Raw genomic sequence first — 18311 nt, forward strand, 5'->3', positions numbered from 1 at the left:
TTATCCATGCAGAAGGGAGGCACATGATGAAAAAACAGACCAAGCCGTTATACGGTCAGCAGAATACCACAGCCTACTTGTTTCTTCTGCCCTGGCTGATCGGACTCTTCTGTCTGACACTGGGACCGATGATTGCGTCCCTATACTTATCCATGACCAAATTCAATCTGCTGTCATCACCGACTTGGACTGGACTTAGCAACTATGTTCACATCTTTACCGAGGATGATACCTTTCGCAGGTCCCTGGGGCTGACATTTTATTATGTCTTTTTATCCGTTCCTCTAAGGCTTGCCTTTGCTCTACTGGTGGCAATGGCGCTGAACAAAGGAATTCGAGCCCTCGGCATCTACCGGACCGTATATTACATCCCTTCACTCTTGGGTGGCAGCGTCGCGATTGCAATCGTCTGGCGGCAACTTTTTGAGGGGAATGGATTGGTCAACCAGTTTCTAAGCTGGTTTGGTATCTCGGGACCATCCTGGATTGCGCATCCGGACTATGTGGTCTATACCATCATCACCCTATCCGTGTGGCAATTTGGGTCTGCCATGGTCATCTTTCTTGCGGGTCTGAAACAGATCCCGGCAGACTTGTATGAAGCTTCCGATGTCGATGGAGCGGGAAAGATACGTCAATTTTTCGGAATCACCCTGCCCATGCTCTCCCCCGTTATCTTTTTTAACCTGATCATGAGCATGATCAATTCATTCCAGGCGTTTACACCCGCTTACGTGATCGGAGATGGCCGCGGGGGTCCACTCGATGCAACAATGTTCTATACCTTGTACCTGTATCTGAAAGGTTTCTCGTTCTTTGATATGGGTTATGCTTCGGCTCTGGCTTGGATCATGTTGGTCATTATCGGGGTATTCACCGCAATCGTTTTTGTTACATCCCGATTTTGGGTGTTCTACGGGGATAATCAGGAGGGGAGGTAATGCACATGCCAATCAAACGACAACTGGTTCAGGCCGGGAGGCATGCCGCCATTATACTTTTCGGTCTGCTGATGTTATATCCTGTACTATGGTTAATTCTCAGTTCGTTTAAACCGAACCATCTCATTTTCACCAGTGGCAGTCTTTTCCCAACCAGCTTCACGCTGGAGCACTATATTAATGGCTGGAAAGGTCTGCAGGGCATCTCCTTTGGCCGTTTCTTCGGCAACTCCGTTCTGATCTCGGTCATGAGTGTGCTGGGTAATGTGATCTCCTGTTCCCTTGCAGCCTTTGCTTTCTCCAGATTGAAGTTCAGATTCAAAGGCCTGTGGTTCAGCATGATGTTGATCACGATTATGTTGCCTTACCATGTTACTCTGGTGCCCCAGTACATTCTCTATAATGTACTTCAATGGATTAATACGTATTTCCCGCTGATTCTGCCCAAGTGGCTCGCGCAGGATTCCTTCTTCATCTTGCTCATGGTTCAATTCATACGCGGTATACCGCGGGAACTGGACGAGAGTGCAACCATTGACGGTTGTGGGCAATCACAGATCTTTTTCAGAATCGTAGTGCCTCTGCTCGTTCCGGCACTGATTACAACAGCGATCTTCACCTTCCTGTGGAGCTGGGATGACTTTTTCAGCCAGATGATCTATCTGAGCAAAATTGATTTGTTCACCGTGCAGCTGGGCATCCGGTCTCTCTTTGATCCCTCAGGACAATCCGATTGGGGCGCATTGCTCGCCATGTCTACTCTGTCACTGCTTCCCGTGACCATCATCTTTTTACTGTTTCAGCGATATTTCCTTGAAGGCATTGCGACAACAGGTCTGAAGTAACAACACGTTTCTCATTATCCATAGTCAGGGGGATTCACCATGTTCAAACGTTTCATAATCGGTATAATCACTTCACTTTTGTTATTCGTAACAGCTTGCTCTGGAACAGACCATACGGGTGCTACTGATAATACGGGCGATGGTAATAACAATGGAACTACCGAGGGCGGACAGGTCGAACTTCGCATCATGTGGTGGGGTGACCAGAAACGGGCAGATATTACGAATGAAGCCCTGAAGATCTTTCAGGCGAAACATCCGGATATTAAAATTTCAGGTGAATTTGCACCCTCCTCTGGATATTTCGACAAGCTGAATACCCAGTTGGCATCAGGCACAGCACCGGATATCTTTTTCCTCGGTGGAAATGTCGTTGATTATGCCAAAAAAGATGTCCTGCTCAACCTGGACCCATATGTTGGCAACGAACTGAATCTGGATGGTATGGATGAAACTATGATCGAATACGGACGTCTCGACGGGAAGCTGCAACATATTTCTGCAGGTGCCAACGCACGAGGAATTGTTGTTAACAAGGCACTCTTTGAGAAAGCCGGCGTGCCTTTGCCAGCTTCGGATTGGGACTGGGCGGACTATGCCACCGTCAGCAAGGAGTTATCCGACAAACTCGGGGACGGCTTCTATGGAACCTATAATTTCACCGTCGACGGGATGGATATTTTTCTAAAACAAAGGGGTAAACAACTGTATGACATGAAAAACGGTACACTCGGATTCGCCAAGGAAGACATTCTGGAATGGTTCCAGTATTGGGAGAAGACTTCGGCATCCGGCGGTGTAGTCACACCGGAATTGCAGGTTTCCAACCCGCATGATGATACCAGTAAATCCCTGTTGATCACAGGCAAAGCAGCCATGACTCTACTGCCATCCAACCAGCTCGCTGCATTCCAGAGCTTGACGGAAGACCCTTTGGTTCTTCTCCCTGTACCACGAGGTCCTAAGGGAACGGGTGTTGTATTTGAGTCGAGTCAGGGATTATCCGGGTATGCCAATACCAAACATCCGAAGGAAGTGGCAATGTTAATGGACTTCTGGATTCATGATCCTGAGGCAGCCAAAATCCTCGGTAATGACCGTGGCGTGCCCGTTACGGAAGCCAATCGTAATCTTCTTCAGGAAGGTGCAGGCCCTGTGGAGGAGATTGTCTATAACTATACGAGCCTTGTCTCCGAAGCTACGAAGACTGAACCTTTTGACGTAAGCTACAACCCGCCGGGATTTGCAGAGTTCTCCAAGTTAGCTCAGACGACGAATCAGGAGATCGGATTTGGACGAAAAAGTGTGGAGCAGGCTGTCTCGGACTTCTATAACGGGACCGTTCGCATCTTTGAGTCGAATCAATAACCAGAAGCTGTGAGGAGGAACATATGACAGAAGAGATACTGAATCGTCTACGCAACATGTCGATCATGGATCAAGTTCAGCCTGTTAAACCGGAAGATCAGCAGTTATTACAGGAATGGCATGCGTCGGGTGTCCGGTTTGCAGCATCGGGCGGACGAATGGAAGCTACGTATTATGCGGCAGTTGAAAAATTGCTTGCTTGCATCCTGCCCATGGGAGACAGCGATCCCATTTTACAAGAAGGTGGCATCTATCTGGGATGTTGGTTAGAGAGCACAGGTACCATCAATGCGGAGCTGCTGTCTCGCCTGCTGCCTTCCGTATCCGAAACAACGTACCTCGCATTTGCCAAGCAGCAAAGAGATGATGGATTGCTTCCGTATAAACTTACGGCAAACGGACCCTCTTTCCGGCAAATCCAGTTGGTCACTCCACTGGCACGCAGTGTATGGAACCACTATCAGCTTCATGACAATCATGGCAAGCAGTCACCTTTCCTGAGCACCATGTACAAGGCTATGGTTCGTTACGATGAATGGATTGCACGAAACCGTAATACCCGAGGGACCGGCTGTGTAGAAGCTTTCAGTACGTTTGACACTGGACATGACTTATCCCCCCGATTCTGGCATGTTCCGGATACACCTTATATGAATGATGCTTCTGCCTACCACCTGGATTCTCCGATTCTGCCTTTTCTGGCACCGGATCTGACTGCCAATATCTATTGTCAGCGCATGTATCTGTCCCGCATAGCTGAGGAGTTGGGGGAGTCGGGAACGGATTGGAAAGGCAAAGCCGAGTCCAGCCTGGAATGTCTATTTCGTTATTGTTACGACGAACAGGATATGTTCTTCTATGATCGGGATCGCAATGACGAATTCGTCAGAGTGCAATCCGATGTGCTGCTCCGCGTGATGGCCTGCGAGGTGGGCGAGCGTGAATTGTTCGATAATCTACTGCGTCGGTATCTGTTGAATACAAGCAAGTTTTTCGCAAAATATCCTTTTACATCAATCTCAATGGATGATCCCCGATTCGATCCCTTTTCCTCCTATAACAGTTGGGGAGGCGCATCCAATTTTCTGAGTCTGATTCGGGCACCACACGCATTTGAGTACCATCATCGATATGTGGAGCTAACCTGGGTAATGCAGCCTATCTTGTCTGCTCTGTCCAAAGATAAGCGTTTGGGTCAGGTACTCAGCCCATGGACCGGAGAACAAGGTTTTACCGAGACTTACTCACCTACTATCCTTTGTCTTCTTGATTATGTGGAGCGTTTATGCGGAATTATGCCTGTTGGATCGAATCAGCTCTGGTTTACCGGACTGCTCCCCATCGATATGGATCATGGTGAGGTCGTATCTGGCAACACGGCTTATAGCCGTAAGGTCCTTGGAATAGGATATGAATTGGTGAACACCCCGGATCGAATGACGGTATATATGGAGGGCAATGTTCATCTGGACGGCCCGTCAGGGATTCGGCTTGTAACGGATCGTCGTGGACATCTGGAAGCCGTCATCGGAATGACCGTTCGCACTGTCGAGGGAGAGCTCTTCTACCAAGGAGAGTGCATCCCAATTCGGATCAAAGGAAATGAAATGCAGCGTTACGCTGACGGAGGTTTCAGAACCGAGCGCGATATTGGCATCATCCATCCTGCGTATCGTTAATGGTTTGTATGCAAAAAGCGCAAGTTGCGGAGGCTTACTGCCCTGCACTTGCGCTCTTGTATTTTTTTATTTCTACACTTTCCGGTTCCACGCCGGGTGACGATAAAATTCTATCGTATCAATATAATTTACCGTGAAATGCTGTTCTACATCCGACAGGTTCAACAGTTTGCGGTCGATTTGCTTCATCCCCATGACCACATCATGCCTTAGCAGGTCCATCGCAATTTTGCCTACAAATCCGCCTTCCATCTCCTTATGCTTGGCACGAAACTCTTCATTGTAGATCAGTTCAGGTGTGAATGCCGCTTCAACGAATGCATTAACGAGCGTAAGCTCATTGCCGTTCATCTGTACTGCCAGATAATAATTGCCACGCTCATCCTGAATGAGATCTTTATACATCTCTATGATCACTTGAATCACTCCACTATTATAAAATGAAACCCCGTTAGCCTTAACGAACATGGGCTATTAAACGTACACCTTCCTACCCCGTGCCTTCATATACTAGGTACAAATGGCGAACGGAGGAATACTTATGAGCTGGCAGCATCTCCATACTGGAAAAACAGTTCAACAGCGTCTGGCAGAACTCCAGGGGCACCTTGCAGAACTGAATACTCCACTCTCCGGGTTGGAACCGGGACGTATTCGTCGTGTCTATCCAAGGCAGTTTATCAAAGTAAACCGTCAGTTATTCATACCACTCAGTCTGAATTCCATTCGGGTATTCGATATTCCTCGAACACGGCGAGGCGTCAGAGTGGGAATCCGCACGACTTTCCCTTCCTGGAATGCATTTAACAATATCAGATTGGTGGGCGTGGGACTGGATTATCTTGAACTTCAGGGAAAAGGCAGAGTCCCTTCCCGTATTCTTTTTCCTCTCTCCAGCGTCGAGTCGATCTATCGGCCAACCACCGGAAGAAAGAACCTGAAACGACCTTGTAGGCGGAAGTAAAGCTGGTACTTCTCGAAAGCCATACAATGGTTCCCGAATGTCTATATGCGGGTGCCCCCTTCCAATATATAATTATAACCCATGCGACCACTCATCTGCTGAAGAATCATTTCATGTCAAAAAGCGGTGAGAACAGAACTGCTTCTGTATCTCACCGCTCAGCCAGTTACGGATCAAGCTGACCCTTCACATGTGTACATCAGATGCCTGTCCATACGTCCTTGGCATAACGACCTTCCTGCTGAAGCTGATTAAGCCAGTCTTCTGCTTCCTTCACGGATTTGCCATGAAGTTCAGCGTATGCCTGCTGAAGTGTGGCTTCCACATCAGGTGCCATCTTGCTGCCATCACCGCAGATATACAGATGCGCACCCTTTTCAAGTAATGGAATCAGATGACGGGCATCGTCTCTCATCAGATGCTGTACATAACATTTCTCTTCCCCGTTCACTCGGGAGAACGCCGTATGAAGCACGACAAGCCCTTCTTGCTGGGCTGCTTCCAGCTCGTTTTTGTACAGATAATCATGCTCGGGATTCCGACATCCAAAGTACAGATGGGCTTCGCCAACCTCTTGACCTTGTTCCTTCAACACATGTCTTGCTTGTATAAAACCACGGAATGGGGCAACGCCTGTACCCGGCCCTACCATGATGACGGGAACCTGTGCATCTTCCGGCAGTTGGAAACCGGATTCCGGTGTCCGTGTGAACATGACGATCTCGTCACCCGGTTTCAGGTTAGCCAGATAGTTGGACGCAATGCCTTTGTATTCTCCCTGTCCACTCCATGCCGGAGCACGCACCACACTCACCGTAATACTCGCTTGATCAGGCTGAACACGCGGTGAACTGGAGATCGAATAATATCTGGCTTTCAGTGAAGGCAGTAATTCAAGGAAGCGCTCGAACGGCAGTTCACATGCCTCATATTTCACCAGATAATCCAGCATGGAGATCCGTTTATTCCGAACTTCATCCATATACACAGATTCATCAAGCAGCGCTTCAAGCTCCTTCTTATGCGGTGGACATACCGTGTATGCTGCCATTTCTCTCAGCTGAGCACGAGTGGCAGCTTCTTGAAGCTCAACGCTATGACTAAGCAGATCATACAAGTTAACCGGTTGATGCAGCGGCAGATGTGCGGCACTTCGACCCGATGCATCGAGAACCAGATGCTCCGTTCCCGTGAATCCATACCGACGAAGTACACGTTCCACCAGCTCCGGTGGGTTCTGTGGCAGAATGCCCAGATGATCCCCTTCCTTGTAGGTTATGCCTTCAGGCAATTTGATCTCGAGGTGACGTGTACTCCGTTCACTGCCCGCGTCGTGAAGCTCTCTGTTCTCGAGCACTTCTGCCACATGGGCATCATACGTATCCGCAAGCGGTGTTACGGCGAGTCCGCTGACAAACTGTACAGATAGTGAACTGCGTTCGCTGTTGGAGCTTGTATTTAGCTTCAGTCCCATCGTTCGTGCGAGATCTGGCCATAATTGCTCTGTCCAATCCCCTACCTGCTTCTCGAAATCACCGCTAGCATCTGACTCACCCAGCGGCGACAACCGCTCTGCTCCTCTGGAAGATAACTGTTCATCGATTAAACGCGGAATACGCTGATAGGTACTGGCCCAGTTGTGGTCACCGCATCCAAGAACAGCGAAACGCACCCCTTTGAATTCATTGGCATCCGCGTGTTCAATCCACTCGACAAACATCTTGGCATTGCTTGGCGGCTGACCGTTATAGGATGCACTGACAATAATAACGGCGCCATCCTTCGGCAGTTTGCCAACACGATCATCCAGCGCAGCGACCTCACTCCGGAAACCCTGATATCTGGCAGTATCCGCAATCTCACGTGCTATGCCTTCCGCCGTCCCCAGATTGGAACCGTATAGAACAAGCATCGGTGTATGGTGGGCATTCGCTGCATCCGGCTCTGTTCTTTTGGCAACCGGCTTTGGTTCTTCGACCGCTACACCTGGAACCGCCATGACGGGCTGGCCTCCACGCGCACGTACCCGAATGGTGAAGTTATCCGGTTTGAGCGTCAGCGTTTCTTTCACCTTTAACTGATAATCGGAATGATCGATGAAGTCAAAATGCTTCAACACCATGCCCAATACCAGCGTTGCTTCCTGAAGTGCAAACTGCTGGCCAATGCAGGCCCGTTGACCGTTACCAAAAGGTTTGTAGGCATCATGCGGCACTTTGCTCGGATCTTCGAACCGTTCTGGGCGGAATTCCTCTACGTCGTCTCCCCATGCTTCGCGGTCGCGATGCAGCTTGGGAATTAGCACACTGACGCTATCGCCTTTTTGCAAAGGATATTTACCCGCAAGTACGGTGTCCTCTTTGGCATATAGGGAAAATGCCGGGGCCGTCGGCCATAACCGCAATGCTTCATTCAAAACCATGCGAACGTACTTCAAATTGCGAACCTGGTTGTACGTTGGAACCGGATCTTTCAGAATCTGATCCACTTCTGCTTGCGCTTTAGCCAGCGTATCCGGATTCTTCATCAGATAATAAACGGCGAAGGATAACAGACCACTTGTGGTCTCATGTCCAGCAATCAGGAACGTAATAATCTGATAACGGATGTTCTCATCATCCAGTGTTTCTCCCGTTTCCGGGTCCTTGCCACTGAGCATGTGGGACAACAGATCGTCTGCGCCTTCCTGTGGTTTCTCTTTGCGCTCGGCAATAATGTGATCCACCAACGAGAACATCGAACGGATATCCTGTTCAAACTGTTTCTTTTTGGTGATCATCAGCTTGTCTTGCAGACGCAGTCGCTGCAATGAACTCATGGATTCGTCCAGTGCACGAACCATGCTCGTAATGAATGGATGTGGTTCTTCCCGGTAGAAGCTGTTAAACCGGTAGTTGAAACCACAGAGTCCAATCGTGTCGAGCGTAAGACGTGTCATATCATCCGGAACGTTAACCGTCTCATCCGGATTCAATCGTGACCATTTCTGAACCAGCTGCACCGCCAGATCAATCATTTTGTTGTGATAACCCTGCATGGCACGTTGACTAAAACTTGGCAACAGAACGTTATGGGCTTTTTTCCAATTCGGCTCCTCAGTCCAACTCGTGAATAATCCATCTCCTGCAAAAGCACGAACCTTCGCAAGGGGTGCCCACACACGTTTGTCGAATTTGGATTCATCCGTTACCTCAGCGACCAGTTCGTGACCTGAAATATACAATTCTTTTCGCCCGGGGTACTCCATACGAAAGATCGGTCCATATTCCTCAGCTAGTTTCACCAGAGATTGCACCGGCTCTTCAAAGTTTAATTGCGGCAAATTGCCCAGTGGGCCAAATGTTTTTGGTTGAGGCACTGAAATTGGTGACATGGCGCTCACTCCTTCTTTCCAAGTTAAGAGTTCTACAACTAATAAATAATGACTTGATTACAGACGCGATTACACATACCCTTCAGTTCAACAGTCTCAAGTTATTTTTTGCACAATTTCATATTTCATCCAGATAACTGTTAAACCAAAAAAAAGAACTGACTGACCGGAATGGTATATTGGTCATTTTTGATTAAAAAAAATGGATGAACTCGTTATCTCCTTTTACCCTAACATTTCCAGTTCCAATCTTCAACCGTCCCAAAGTCATAGGACCTCAGGACAGGGATTACGGTATAACTAGGAATTCTTCAACAGAATCTGGATCGCCGGCTCTATCTCCAATGGAGCAACTGTCGTTTCATAACGGCCCTGGACATTCCCGCTGCGGTCAATCAGGAATTTAGTAAAATTCCATTTAACTCCATTTCCTTGGTACAATTCTGGATGCTTTTCCTTCACAAAGTTGTCCATCCACTGCCCTTGCTCCGTGTCCAGATCATATCCTTGAAATGGCGCTTCTTCAATCAGGTAATGGAACAATGGATGAATCGATTGCCCAATGACCTCAACCTTCTCCAAGATCGGAAAGGATACCTGAAATTCACGCCTGCAATACTGGACTACCTCAGCGCTACTGCCAGGTTCTTTCTCGTTAAACTGATTACATGGGAACGCCAGAATCTCCAGCCCCTGTTCACGATATTTCTCATACATCTGCTGAAGTTCACTGAATTGCCGGGAGTAGCTACACCGACTTGCTGTATTCACAATAAGCAGTACTTTCCCTTTAAAAGCAGACAAATCAACCTCGTGGCCATCCATAAACGGAACCTGGTAAGAAAATATACTCATTCACAACGCCTCCTCTTTCTCTCTCATATCTCATATCAATTCTCTCTTGAGAAAAATTATACACCCACCACATTAATAGGGGAAATATATAATAAGTATATTATTAATAGTTTTTAACTATATAAACTAAACAAAAAACTGTCCTCAGCAGCCACATGCTACATCTCGGACAGTCTTCCAAATCATGTTGCGCCATCACGCTCAACTCACCGTTAACCCATAATCAAACCATATACAATACCTGGTCCGTGTACCCCAATGGTTAGATCATTTTCGATATCGGAAGATCGGCTTGGGCCTGAAATAAAGTGGATTCCTGCGGGAAGATTCTCTCTTCCCACTTCGTCAAATCGATCCAGCGTCTCACCCAGTCTGGTGTACAGCCGATCTACTGGAATAATGATGATGAGTACCGTAGGCAGCAGACTGACTGAACGACCTTTTTCCGGTGAAGAAAGTACAGTAACCGAGCCTGTGTATGCAGTTGCATAATCCGCCATGACCACACCGATATCAGCCTCAGCTGCCCGAGCCCTCCAGTTCTCATCCGCCTGACTATTCCAGACTGAGATCTGTACATCGGGTAACTGTTCTTCCAATCGGAGATCTTTTAGCGCCTGTTCATTCTGACGAATGATATATCTGGCACTCAGTTCATGAGATTTGTTAGCAATGAATTGAGATACTTCTTCCATGTTCTGAACCCGGGCAATGTGTGCGCCTACACTTACAAAGTTATCCGTAAATGCTTGAATACGCTTCTCTTCATCCCATTCCAATTCAGTCCAAAAGTCGGGTGCGCCCCGAAAGGGTTGGGTCGGCGCATGGCGTTGCCTTGGTCTCCTCAATTTCGAAGCAATGTCATTCATGAACTGCTCCTGTTTCTCAATGGACTTCTTCTCCAATTGTGCAAGCCATTGCTGATGTTCAGTGACCATGCTTCTTCCCCTCCCCTTCTTCTCGTTCACGAATAATCTGTTCCATACGGCTGCGAACGGAAGAATCCATGGCTTGTTGCTCCTCGTTCAGTTCCTGATCCAGCTTGTTCCATTGTTGCCGGAAGGATTTCTTGGCGAGACTTGGCGCAACCCGATAATTGTTCCAGCCTTTAAGTGGACCCAGCTTGAGAGAAATACCGTTGTTGCGCACAACTACCTTCTGCCCGATCTGTCCCAGACGTATGGCCGCACTGAAGCGTTTGGAATTGGAAACAACGGCAGCAAAGCCCTTCATGCCCATGCTCTCCATTTTGTTTCCATGACCATCTTCCACTTTACGCCTGCGTAGATAAACGAGCATATCATGTAGCGGAATTTTAACTGGACATGCTTCATAACAGGCTCCACACAGACTCGAAGCACCCGCAATATCATTCCATTCATCAATATTGCCATTGAGTGCAGGTGTCAGTACCGCGCCAATCGGACCACTATAGGTGCCACCATAGGCATGGCCCCCAATATGGCGATATACTGGGCAAGCATTCAGACAAGCACCACAGCGAATACAATTCAGCAATTCCTGGAATTCAGGATCACCGAGTTGAAGAGATCGACCATTGTCCACGATAATAATGTGCATTTCATCCGGTCCATCCGCATCCGCTGTACGGCGAGGACCTGTGATGCCTGACATGTACATCGTCAGTTTCTGACCAGTTGCGGAGCGTGGCAACAAGGTTGCCATGACCTCCAGATCCGTCCACGACGGGATGATCCGCTCCATGCCCATCAGTGTAATCTGCGTTTTGGGAACAGTGGATACCATACGGGCGTTGCCTTCATTTTCGAACAAAACTATGGAACCTGTCTCTGCAATCGCAAAATTGCAGCCCGTCATGCCGATATCCGCCTCAAGGAACTTCTCGCGCAGCTTTTTGCGAACAAATCCGGCAAGTACCGTTGTGTCCGGCTCCAGAATTTCACCCGCTTCCTTCGATAACAACTCTGCAATCTGATAGCGGTTCTTATGGATGGCTGGAATGACAATATGAGAAGGGGCTTCGCCTGCCAACTGAATAATGTATTCACCCAGATCGGTCTCGATGGCTTCAATGCCCGCTGACTCCAACACATGATTCAGATGCACTTCCTCCGACACCATCGATTTGGACTTTACCACCGTAGACGCCTGCTTGTGAGCCGCAATATCCAGCGAAATGGCCGCTGCTTCCACCGATGTATCTGCAAAATGAATATGAACCCCGTTCGCACGGGCGTTATTCACGAATTCATTCAGATAATAATCCAGATGTGCAATGGTATGCAGACGAATCTGACGTCCACGTTCCCGCCATTCATCCCAGTTTCCATGTTCTTCTGAGGCCGACTTCTTCCCGTTACGCAATCGTTCTGTTGTGAATTTGACCGCCTTACGCAGAAAATCATCATTCAAGGCCAGTCCGGCACGTTCTTTGACCGTCGTATCCATAACTCCCGGTTGGCTCATCCAGTTCGCACCCCCTCATACAATAGTTCCGCCAGATGCATCACACGCACCGGTTCATTCCGATAACGCAGATTACCTGCGATATTCATTAGACAGGCCATGTCCAGCCCCACCAGCACTTCGGCTTGGGTCTCTTTGACATGATCGACCTTCTCCGTCACCATCGCTCCAGAAATATCGGACATTTTGATGGCAAAGGTACCCCCAAACCCGCAGCAATCCTCAGCAAACGGCAGTGGAACCAATTCCAGTCCCTTTACTTGGGATAGCAATGCCATCGGCTCATCCTTTACACCCAGCAGACGACTGCCGTGGCAGGATGGATGATAGGTTACTTTGTGTGGAAAATGTGCGCCCAGATCGGTTATCCCGAGTACCTGAACGAGGAATTGAGTGAATTCATAGGCTTTGGCTTCCAATCGTTTTGCCTTCTCCAACCACACCGGTTCATCCGCGAACAGTTCGGGATAATGATGAATCATATACGTACACGATCCCGAAGGACAGACTACAAAATCACTGTCGTCAAACGCTTCAAGAATCGTTTTGGCCGCTACCCGAGTCTCATCCCAGTACCCGCTATTATAGGATGGCTGACCACAGCAGGTCTGAATTGGCGGAAAATCCAGCCGAACGCCATGAGCGGCGAGCAACCTAACCATGGCCTCCCCCACTCGGGGATAGATGGCATCGCTGAGGCAGGTAATGAATAAGGAGACCTTCATAATTACACGCTCCTATTAACTGTTTAGTAGATGGATAACTAAAGAATATTTACACTGGACACTCCGATGACAGAATAACCTTCCGATCGCTGTTTAAACTGTAATAATCCCTATGTCGTATCCGCTCAAACGGTCTGTCTGTTCAGCCTCCAATGGCTGATCGGTAACGATCGTATGGACTGCATCTAACCCGGATACACGAGCAAAAGCACGGACACCAAATTTACTGGCATCGGCAAGTAAGATGACCTGATCGGATATGCCAACCATCTTTTGCTTCAGCCTTGCCTGGAGTTCGTTGGATTCACTGATTCCGCCGCCTTCAAGATGTACGCCTTTGCAAGACAAAAACAATTTGTCCACATGATACATCTCCAGAGAACGCTCCGCGAGTGGCCCTACAAAAGACAACGAGCGAGATGCCAACTGGCCTCCCGTTGAGATGACCTCCACCTTGTCACGACTACTAAGTTCAGTCGCTACCTGAATCGAATTAGTTAAGACTGTCAGCGGAAAATCAGGCATGTTCGCTGCCATATAACCTGCCGTTGTGCTGGCATCCAACAGAATGCGATCACCCGGATTAATCATCACCAGCGCCGCATGTGCAATCCGCTTTTTCTCTTCCGCATGGGTTGTCTCCCTAATCCTGTAAGGGATCTCCGGCTGATCTTCCTTCACACTCACGGCACCACCGTGAGAGCGACGCAGTCGTCCTGCCTGTTCCAGACGATCCAGATCTCGCCGGATGGTTTCCTCCGTCACCCGGCAGCGCTCACTAAGCTCGGATACACGCATACTGCCCTTAACATTCACCATCTCCACAATCCGGTCATACCGCTCGGCTGCCAACATGTTACATCTCACTCCCCGCTTGTGAAGTGGATGAAGCCGTCATACGCAGAAATCTGCCGTAAGCCTCTTCCCAGATTGACCCGTCCTGCGGCTCATACGCAGTTACCGGAAATGAATCACGAATAGCCTTGCGAGCTTCCCAGATATCCTTAAAAGCTCCGCTCGCCATCCATTGCACAGCCATATTCCCGATAGCACTTCCCTCTGCTGGACCCGCCCATACCGGCTTGCCAATGGAATTCGTAGTCCACTGACATAACAGGCGGTTCTGGATACCTCCACCGACCATATGCAATCCGTTGAACGACTGTCCCGATAATTGTTCCGTCCATCCCAGAACTCTTCTATACTTCAATGCCAGACTCTCCAGAATTGCCCGGGCAATAGCCCCCTGATCCGTGGGTACCACTTGCCCTGTATCACGGCAATACTGGCGTATTCGGGTTGTCATATCTCCTGCTGGCATGAACAGTTCATCATCCGGATCAAACAAACTGGCAAATTGAGGTGCCTGTTCCGCCTTTGCCAATAACGCATCGTAGCTAATTCCCTGCCCCTGACGCTCCCACTCCCGCATGCTTTCCTGCAAAATCCATAGACCCATAATGTTCTTAAGCAGACGGAATGTTCCGCCCGCCCCGCCTTCATTCGTGAAGTTCAATGCCAAACTCTCGGTACTAATAGCAGGATGATCTATCTCCGTACCCATCAGGGACCAGGTTCCACAGCTCAAGTAAGCAAATGAACGTTCCGTTGCAGGAACAGCCACAACGGCTGAACCTGTATCATGCTCCGCAACGGCGATCACAGGTATAGAAGAAAGACCAAGGTCGTTACAGATGCTACTGCGCAATTGTCCAACACGGGTGCCTGGCATCACCGCTTCGCCGAAGAGTTTCCCCGAAATGCGAATATGCGCAAGCAACTCACCGTCCCACTGGCCCTCCGATGGATTGTATAATTGTGTTGTCGTGGCATTGGTGAACTCATTCACCGCTTCTCCCGTCAGGAAATATCGAAGCAAATCCGGAATCATGAGAAACCGCTCTGCTTCATGAAGAAGCGGAGAACCGCTACGTTGAAGCGTTGCCAACTGATACAGGGTATTAAAGCTAAGAAACTGAATCCCTGTACGTTCAAAGATTCGCTGAGAGCTCAACTCTTGGCGTACCTGATCCATCATTCCGTTAAACTGTGTATCACGGTAATGATACGGGTTACCCAGCAGCTCACCATTACTGCCAAGCAAACCAAAATCAACGCCCCAGGAATCGATCCCGAGGCTCTCCGGCTTTTCTCCCTGCTGTTTCACAAGAGTAAGCCCTTGCAACAATTCATGATGCAATCGCAGAATATCCCAGTGCATCCGCTCGCCAACCTTCACGGGTTCATTCTTGAACCGATGAATTTCGCTTGTTTCGATCCCATGATCATTCAGATGCCCCAGTAGCGCTCTTCCGCTGCCAGCCCCCAAATCATAAGCCAGAACACTCACCGCGCTTCACCAACCTTTCGAGCCAATTCTATTTTCCAAACGGTATCTCTTGATTCAGTCCGCAACCCTGTACTTTAATCTGTATTTGTTGTTTGTTTGTTTTTGTTTAATACTGTTTTACTTTATTTTACGAGTATATCACCATTGTAAGCGTTTGAATACCCTTCGATTCTTCTTTCTTTTGGGTATACCAAAAACGACTCTCTCCCAATTAGGAGGAGCCGCATTTCTTGTTTTACGTATAAAACTGGCCTTTGTTTACGCCCGACTGGGGCTGCACGTCTCTTTCAAAATGCTTGAACCGTGTCCCCTGATACGTCAGCATCCCTCGATCATGTTCAACCAGCATGCCATAATGGTTTCCACCAACAATCAGTTCAATGCGCTCCCCATTGTCAAATTCAAATGTAACATAATAACGGGTCGTCGCACTGCTATCCCCGCTACCACCTGAGACTTCCGTTCGTTTGGCCATCACCGTTGAATGCAGGGTTAACAATGTTGCAGCGTTATTCGATGACCACGTGCGTACCCCTGAGATGATGGCATATACAATCACACCGGCAACAATAAGAAATACGGCACCAATAAAAATGGAAACAAACGCACCCATGGCACCAAACTCATTTAATCCCGAAAAGAAACCACCCTGATTGCCTTCAAAACCTGGTACTCCATTCATGTCATCAAACACACCAAAGCCGTCCACGCTTAATCGGCCCATCGATGAGGACACGCTCGCTAACGCCATTCATCATCGTTCCTTTCCCCTTGCAAAATAAGATGCACCGCCCCCACGCAAGGAAGGCGGTGCATGCAGACAACCCGTTCTGCCTTGTCCGTATACTATATGAACCAGATCAGGAATACAGACGTTCAAGTTCGTCGACCAGGCTGCCGACATAAGCAACTGCAGAACGAATCGGCTCAGGTCCGGACATATCCACACCGGCGAGCTTCATTAACTCCTGCGGTGTGAGACTTCCACCGGCTTTGAGTGCTTCGAGCCAGCGATCTACCGCAGGCTGCCCTTCTTCCCGAATCTGCTGTGCAGCCGCTGTGGAAGCTGTCAAACCTGCCGCATAGGTATATGGATATAGACCCATATAATAATGAGGTTGTCTCATCCACGTGAGCTTGGCCCCTTCATCAATGACCAGATCAGGTCCCCAGAATTCGGAAAGGATGTCTCCTTTGAGCTGACTTAACGTCTTCGCCGTAATGGGCTCATCATTGGTTGCGCGTGCATACACCCTGCGCTGCAATTCACCTTCCAGCAGATGTGTAACGAAGTTATGGTAATACGTGTTTAAGAGTTGCAAAATGACCCAGCGACGCATTCTCGGATTATCGGAACGTTTCAATAGATGATCTGCCAGCAGCATTTCATTCATGGTCGATGGTGCCTCAATGAAATAAAGAGATGGTCTTGTATTTGTGAGCCGTTGGTAACGTCCCGCAAGCATAAAGTGGCCTGCATGTCCCACTTCATGGGCAAGCGTAAATGCTCCGCGCATATTATTCGCCCATGAAATTAAGATATAGGAGTGCGAACCGTATATAGAGGAGCAAAATGCCCCTGTAGATTTGCCTGCATTATCTGCGTAATCCACCCAGCGATCACTAAATGCACGCTCTACGATCTCGCCATACTCCGGCCCAAGCACATCAAGTGCTTCTCGAATGAGTGTGCACGCCTCATCATATGTAATGGCAGGGCTAAATTCAGGATCAAGCGGAGCCTTCAGATCACAAAACATCAGTTTGTCCAGACCCAGCTCACGTTTCTTGAGAGCCGCCAGTCTGCGCATATGAGGTGCGAGTTCCTGCTGGATAATATCCAGAATATTATTGTACATCTCTTTGCTTACTTGCTGCGGGCTGAGAAGCATATCTGTAACATCGTCGTAACCACGCAGCCTGGATAACACAACCTGCTTCTTCACTTCGGTTGCATAACCTTCTGCAAACGTATTTTTGTAATCATTTAAAGTCGAGCTGAATGCAGCATAAGCAGAACGACGCAGCTTGGTATCGGACGACATCTCATAATTATTCTCATAGAATGACCAGGACAGTGGCCGATTATTGTCTTCTCCATCAAGAGCATCGTCAAACGTCATGTCTGCCAGTTTACCGCGCAGATAGATACGGTATGGTGAATCCAGTACCTCTCCTAGTGAAGCCAGTACCTTCTCGGTCTCTGGCGTAAGCCGATGTGCTTTTTCTCGAATTAAACGCTCCAAGCTCCGCGCATACGGCTGCAATCCCGGAAGTTCTTCAAGGTAACGTTCAACGGTTCCCTCCGGCAGATCAACGATCTCCGAATTAACAAAAGACAAGGACGACGACAGATTCGATAGGATATCTCCTGCTTTAGCTGAATTCTCAATATTGACCGGATTGGTGCTGTCCTCTGACTGCTTCAAGCGGGCATAAGAAGCCGTCTTGCCGATACGCTCCTGCAAAGCTTCACGAGCATCCAGACAAGCCAGCAATTGTTCAGCGCCTTCGCCCAGACGTCCTTTGAACGTTTCAATCTGGGCAGCAGCCTCAGGAAGTGATCGAAGCTCCTGCTCCCACTCTACATCGGTTACAAACAAGTCTCTCAGATCCCAAGTGGTTTCCGGGTTTACCTCAGCACGTGTACGTATTTTTTCCATCTTTAGTTGTCATCCTCCTTGCATTTTCCAATATATCTCATCGTATCATAATCGGTTTATGTATACATGACATCTGCAAATAATGAGACTTTTGGTTCAG

15 protein-coding genes are annotated in these 18311 nt (G+C 48.5%); 5 read left to right on the forward strand and 10 right to left on the reverse strand.

From position 1 onward, the window contains the following. Positions 1–26: 26 nt before the first annotated feature. From AB4111_RS03940 to AB4111_RS03955, 4 genes are read left to right on the forward strand one after another with little or no spacing between them, the layout of a single operon-like run. Complete coding sequence (locus AB4111_RS03940) at positions 27–941, forward strand: carbohydrate ABC transporter permease (protein ID WP_091016954.1); 915 nt, start codon at positions 27–29, stop codon at positions 939–941. 5 nt (positions 942–946) lie between these two features. Continuing rightward, positions 947–1786, forward strand: coding sequence for a carbohydrate ABC transporter permease (locus tag AB4111_RS03945; protein WP_442030557.1), 840 nt, complete (start codon positions 947–949; stop codon positions 1784–1786). A 39-nt stretch (positions 1787–1825) separates the two neighbouring features. Then, a complete protein-coding gene (locus AB4111_RS03950) occupies positions 1826–3154 on the forward strand; it encodes an ABC transporter substrate-binding protein (protein ID WP_442030558.1) in 1329 nt (442 codons plus the stop codon). A gap of 23 nt (positions 3155–3177) precedes the next feature. Then, complete coding sequence (locus AB4111_RS03955; RefSeq protein ID WP_442030559.1) at positions 3178–4833, forward strand: MGH1-like glycoside hydrolase domain-containing protein; 1656 nt, start codon at positions 3178–3180, stop codon at positions 4831–4833. A 72-nt stretch (positions 4834–4905) separates the two neighbouring features. On the opposite strand, the gene AB4111_RS03960 is transcribed toward AB4111_RS03955, so the two are convergent. Continuing rightward, entirely contained in the window at positions 4906–5250 is a 345-nt protein-coding gene (locus tag AB4111_RS03960) for a hypothetical protein (RefSeq protein ID WP_442030560.1), read from the reverse strand. Between the two features lie 124 nt (positions 5251–5374). Between AB4111_RS03960 and AB4111_RS03965 the strand changes: the two genes are divergently transcribed. After that, the gene (locus tag AB4111_RS03965; RefSeq protein WP_442030561.1) at positions 5375–5797 is read left to right on the forward strand and encodes a hypothetical protein; all 423 of its coding nucleotides are present in this window, start codon (positions 5375–5377) and stop codon (positions 5795–5797) included. A gap of 199 nt (positions 5798–5996) precedes the next feature. Here AB4111_RS03965 and AB4111_RS03970 read toward each other — a convergent pair whose 3' ends face one another. The 9 genes from AB4111_RS03970 to pepF all read right to left on the reverse strand — a co-directional run bounded on the left by AB4111_RS03970 (position 5997) and on the right by pepF (position 18211). Then, positions 5997–9170 carry a bifunctional cytochrome P450/NADPH--P450 reductase gene (locus tag AB4111_RS03970; RefSeq protein WP_442030562.1) on the reverse strand — a complete coding sequence of 1058 codons (3174 nt, stop codon included), beginning with the start codon at positions 9168–9170 and terminating at the stop codon, positions 5997–5999. Between the two features lie 300 nt (positions 9171–9470). Then, positions 9471–10025 carry a glutathione peroxidase gene (locus AB4111_RS03975; RefSeq protein ID WP_442030563.1) on the reverse strand — a complete coding sequence of 185 codons (555 nt, stop codon included), beginning with the start codon at positions 10023–10025 and terminating at the stop codon, positions 9471–9473. Positions 10026–10237: 212 nt separating this feature from the next. Next, complete coding sequence (locus AB4111_RS03980) at positions 10238–10963, reverse strand: LutC/YkgG family protein (RefSeq protein ID WP_442030564.1); 726 nt, start codon at positions 10961–10963, stop codon at positions 10238–10240. After that, on the reverse strand, positions 10953–12473 hold the full coding sequence (locus AB4111_RS03985) for a LutB/LldF family L-lactate oxidation iron-sulfur protein (RefSeq protein WP_442030565.1): 1521 nt from the start codon (positions 12471–12473) through the stop codon (positions 10953–10955). Before AB4111_RS03985 ends, AB4111_RS03980 begins: the two co-directional genes overlap by 11 nt. After that, positions 12470–13198, reverse strand: coding sequence for a (Fe-S)-binding protein (locus tag AB4111_RS03990; RefSeq protein WP_091031478.1), 729 nt, complete (start codon positions 13196–13198; stop codon positions 12470–12472). Before AB4111_RS03990 ends, AB4111_RS03985 begins: the two co-directional genes overlap by 4 nt. A 93-nt stretch (positions 13199–13291) precedes the next feature. After that, positions 13292–14053, reverse strand: coding sequence for a DeoR/GlpR family DNA-binding transcription regulator (locus AB4111_RS03995; protein WP_442030566.1), 762 nt, complete (start codon positions 14051–14053; stop codon positions 13292–13294). 1 nt (position 14054) lies between these two features. Further along, a complete protein-coding gene (locus AB4111_RS04000) occupies positions 14055–15548 on the reverse strand; it encodes a rhamnulokinase (RefSeq protein ID WP_442030567.1) in 1494 nt (497 codons plus the stop codon). 235 nt (positions 15549–15783) lie between these two features. After that, positions 15784–16299 carry a DUF2500 family protein gene (locus tag AB4111_RS04005; RefSeq protein ID WP_442030568.1) on the reverse strand — a complete coding sequence of 172 codons (516 nt, stop codon included), beginning with the start codon at positions 16297–16299 and terminating at the stop codon, positions 15784–15786. A gap of 109 nt (positions 16300–16408) precedes the next feature. Further along, a complete protein-coding gene (gene pepF / locus AB4111_RS04010) occupies positions 16409–18211 on the reverse strand; it encodes an oligoendopeptidase F (protein WP_442030569.1) in 1803 nt (600 codons plus the stop codon). Between the last annotated feature and the right edge of the window lie 100 nt (positions 18212–18311).

Source organism: Paenibacillus sp. 2KB_22 (genome assembly GCF_052115745.1).
Taxonomy (GTDB): Bacteria; Bacillota; Bacilli; order Paenibacillales; family Paenibacillaceae; genus Paenibacillus.